Source organism: Methanobrevibacter sp. (genome assembly GCF_045116495.1).
Classification (GTDB): Archaea; Methanobacteriota; Methanobacteria; order Methanobacteriales; family Methanobacteriaceae; genus Methanocatella.
This window is the reverse complement of the sequence record NZ_JBGULU010000092.1, coordinates 1-4,741: the sequence shown is the minus strand read 5'-3', so window position 1 is coordinate 4,741 and position 4,741 is coordinate 1. Positions and strand designations below refer to the sequence as shown.

The following is a 4,741-nucleotide window of genomic DNA, read 5'->3' as shown; positions in this document are numbered from 1 at the left end:
CATCAGCAAGAGCATCAGTTAAATTATCAACCTTACCATTAGCATCAGCAAGAGCATCAGTTAAATTATCAATCTTTTCTTTAGCTTCAGCAAGTTCATCAGGTAAACCTGTATCGACAACAGTGCCATTCACAGCAGGGATATTATATTCCTCACCATCAATAATAATAGTAATATTATTATCTGGTTCTGGAACAGGTTCTTCTGCAACGTTGAATGTTGTAACTTTGTAATTGCCATTATATTTGTCATCACCATGATAAATCACTACAACATTGTGATTGCCTGCAGCGATGTTTTCAATAGGCACAGTTGCAAATCCGTTTTCTAAATGGACAAGAGTTTCTTCACCTTCAATGATAACAATTACATCACCAGTTGCGCCAGGAATTGTTATATTTACACTTGTATTGTTTCCAGATTGAACATCATCTGGAGTTACAATAGTAATAGTGGCATCCACTTTATTAACAGTCACAACAACATCAACAGACTGAGCATTATACCTTTCAGTCTCAGGAACACTAACAGTAACTTTAGCTTTACCAGATTTCAAACCACTTACAACACCAGCATCAGAAACAGTAGCAACACCAGTATCATTAGACTCATAAGCCAAAGCACCATCACTATCAGTAGAAGCACCAACATCAACAGTACCATCAACATCAACAGATAAAGAATCAGAAACAGTAATAGTAGGGTCTAACTTTTTAACTGTTCTTTCAACAACTAAAATTTGCTCATAAGCAACAACAGTTGAAGATCGAGTGGTAGTGATAAACTGTGCAAGGTTATTTTCTGAAATACCACTAGTTACATCAAATACATATGCCTCACAAGTATTTGAGTTACCATGATACGCATTTAAAGCAGTTAAATCATTGAATTGTAAATCTGCATCATTATTATCAGCAGATCCGGCAAATGCATACAAAGTTGCTTGAGTCATATTAGTTAATTCAATATTGTTATAATCTACAAGTACTTTAAGTAAATCATCATATCCTTCTGAATTATAATATGGATAGAATACATCACAGATATCTGAGAAGTAGACATCTTTAACAGAAACGCTATCGGACATATTATATAAAACAAACAATGTGGATGGATATAATGCACAATTGCCTGTTTTAGTTATAATAAAACTATTTTCATCATTTACTTTGTAGTAGTCTGTTACATCATAGACAACAAGACCATAATTATATGCTCCATAATAACCAAGATTTCCCCTATCCATTTCGTAACTAATTTCTGTGCCAGTAATTTCATCATCATTGAAATTTAAAGTCCAACCATCAGGATAATATGAGGTATCCCAGTTATATGCAAAGAATAAAAGGACTTTTTCAATTTCAGCACCATCAGGAGTTTGAATATTCCAGGTTTCTGTTCTCTCTCTGGAATATTGGTCGGCGTAAACACTCACAGGTTGTGTATCTATAATAATGTCACCAGAAATTGTTATTTTTCTATTAATTACATTATCATGACCCTCGTATGCATAAGTTTTATTTAAATAACCATTATAAGCAAGTATTTTATCAACACTTAAAGTGGAAAGCAAATCACTGCCTTGCATTAAATTAAATGTGAACTTAATTTTATTGTTACTAGCATCCGGCCATACAGTTTGTTCGGTTATTTGGCGAATTGCAGGGTCGGTTACAGAAATTGTTGAAGTTCCACTATTTAATGAATCAATGTTATAACTTGCAACTAATGCACCGGTTTCATCTGAATAAACTTCAAGAACTAAATCTTCAACTGCAGCATCTTCAGCATTATTTAATGTAACTTTGAAAGTATTGTTAACTCCTGCAAAGATGCCGTCATTCCAGGATGTTTTAACTTGAGTGATTGAAACCTCTGGAAGGGCCGGAGTTTCAAGTTCGGTTGCAACCAATAAAGCTAAATTAAATTTATGTGAACCTGAAATACTTTCAGCTTTAACATTGGTGTTACTTCCCCTATTGAAATCAGATGCAATATTATTCCATTTAACATCTTTTAAATAGTTACCTGAATAAACTGATTCAGGATTATGAGCTGCATTATTTATTTTATATGTACCTGCAAGTTGACTAGATAAAATGATACTTCTTAAAGAAATATTATCTATTGCACCAGCATAACTCCTAGTATTGAAATCAAAACTAGAAGAGGATTGGGTCCATAATTGACCAACATCCAACCAGTATGTATATTTATCGTTATCCCCATCATCATATGCAAAGACTAAACCAATTAACTTAATCTTTCCATCGTAACTCTTGCCAGGGTACTGAGAATCAGCAACATTAACAGTTATTGTATCGCCGGAATTCAAGTTTTTAACACTATTAGTAACATCATAGAGCATTTGGAAATCTGAATACTGTTTAGTGGTATGGTCATTAATACCATAAACATTAGCGTCGCCTGCACATTCTTTATCTAACCATAATAATTCATGTCCTAATAATTCTTGTCCGTTAGGAGTAGTCATAGTTACATCTGAAATAAGACCGTATGAACTAGAACCACTTCCGGAATAAGCATTAACAATAACAAATGCTGATTTAATGTTTGTCATGCCTTCAGGAATGGTATAAACTAAATTACCAGAGGTAGACCAAGGGTTAACTCGAATAAAATCAACACCTCCAGAAACAACACCAGTATCAATTTGAGACATTGATGGAACAATTTGACCTACAGGATAATCATCTTTGAAATTTAAAGTTATTGAATCTGTTGCTCCTAAAACATCAACAGTGATGACATTATCGCCTATTGTATTGGAAGTGTATTGAACTATGCCTGCACCATCAGTTAAAGTTAAACTCTCCTTGTTAAATGTTCCGTGAGTTGATGAAACTGTTGCAGGAACATCAGGTAAATCAGCATTTGAAACTAAATTAATATCAATGTTGATTGGAGTGTTTTTTACAAGATTAGAAGCTGTTGTGGATAAACTTAGATATGCAAATGAGTTTACATCTTTATTGGTGTATCCTAAATCTTTTGGATTGGAATCTTGGGTAACTTCATTGTTTCCCCACCAATTGTTTTCTAAAGTTGTTGAGGTTGATTCTGAATAAACAGACTTATCTCCATCCAATAAGACGGAATTGGTGATTGTTAAACTACCACCACTATACATGTTTATGCTTCTACCGTTTTTACCGTCTGCTAATTTATTGCCATAAAATATGGATCTGTCGATGGTTACCGGACCGTATGCACAGATTACGCCACCATTTGCCCATCCTGTATTTGTAACTTCATTATTTGTAAATGTACATCCGCTAATGTCTAATAAACGGTTACCAGTTTCGGCATTGATTGCACCAGCAGCATAATATGCAGAGTTGCCTTCAAAGTATGAATCGGTGATAGTAGCAGAAGTTCCTTTTAAATTTATAGCGCCTCCATATGATGAGCTGGCGCCAGCAGTGTTATCGATGAACTTACAGTTGTCAACGGTTAATGTAGCACCATTGGCCCATAATGCACCTCCACGTTTATCGCTAGTACCTGAAACGTCGGCATTGACAAATGCTAAGTTGGATAAAGCTACTGTGTAAGCGTTAATCTTGAATATTCTGCCGGCATTATTGGCATCAAATACAGCGTCATCGCCTAAACCGACAATATTAATGTTCTTATCAATAGTAATACCCTCAACACCAACACCATCAAGCTCATAATTGCCGCTAACATAAATAGTACCACCATCTTCAACTTTAGTTAAAGCATAATCAATAGTTTTAAAGGCAGTGGAGAGGCTAACACCATTGTTATCATCGTCACCGTTGGAATAATCAACATATGCTTCAGGCATGTATCCTTCTTCGTATGCTACCAACAGACCAACAGTAACTTTAAATGATGGAGCTCCCCATCCGCTACCTTGTTCGCTTGGTGCGGAGAAATATAAATTATTATTATCTCCCATCATCATATAATCAGACACATCTTCCCAATAGCAGTTTTGATAATATGCCCCATTATCATATTCGTCAGGGTCTACTAAAGATTCACCATTGAACTCAAAATAACTAGCTAGTGAAGAAGAAAGAGCAACAACTCTTAAAGATGCAGAAATTGGTTCGCCAGAATAATCTCCTGTGTAGAAATCAAAGTCTGCCTCTTCTTGTGTCCATAACTGACCCGCATCCAGCCAGTAATTGTATTTATCGAAATCACCATCGTCATATGCCAGGAATAAACTGATTAATTTAATCCTTCCATCAAAAGCCAAATCGCTTATATTTGTATTCTTTACGTTAATAGTGATTTCATCACCGGAAGCTGAATTGCTGAGTAAGTCAGTGACGTTATAAATCATTTGATAATCTGAATATTGACGGGTAATGTGATAATAGACACCATAAACAGTAGGGTCATTTGTTAAAGATGGGAACCCGTCAAATCTTAAGGTTTCATATCCCAATACTTCCTGTCCTTCAGGAGTTGTCATAGTCACATTTGAATACAAACCATAGTTATTTGCACCATTTCCTGAATAAATATTAACGATGACAAATGCGGATTTGACATTTGTCAAGCCATCAGGAATGGTATAAACAAGACTGCCTGTTGTAGCCCATGGGTGGATTGAAGCCAATTCGGCATTACCTGAAACAACACCGCTATCGAGTTGAGGCATTGGTTCAAGAACTTGACCTACAGGATAATCATTTGCGAAATTCAATGTTAATGTATCGGTTGCTCCTAAAACATCAACAGT

Annotated in this window: 1 protein-coding gene; it reads right to left on the bottom strand. The window is 35.4% G+C overall.

From position 1 onward, the window contains the following. Window positions 1-4,741 (bottom strand): DUF3344 domain-containing protein (locus tag ACJMLH_RS04780; protein ID WP_405275232.1); only part of this gene is annotated, 4,741 nt, incomplete at both ends.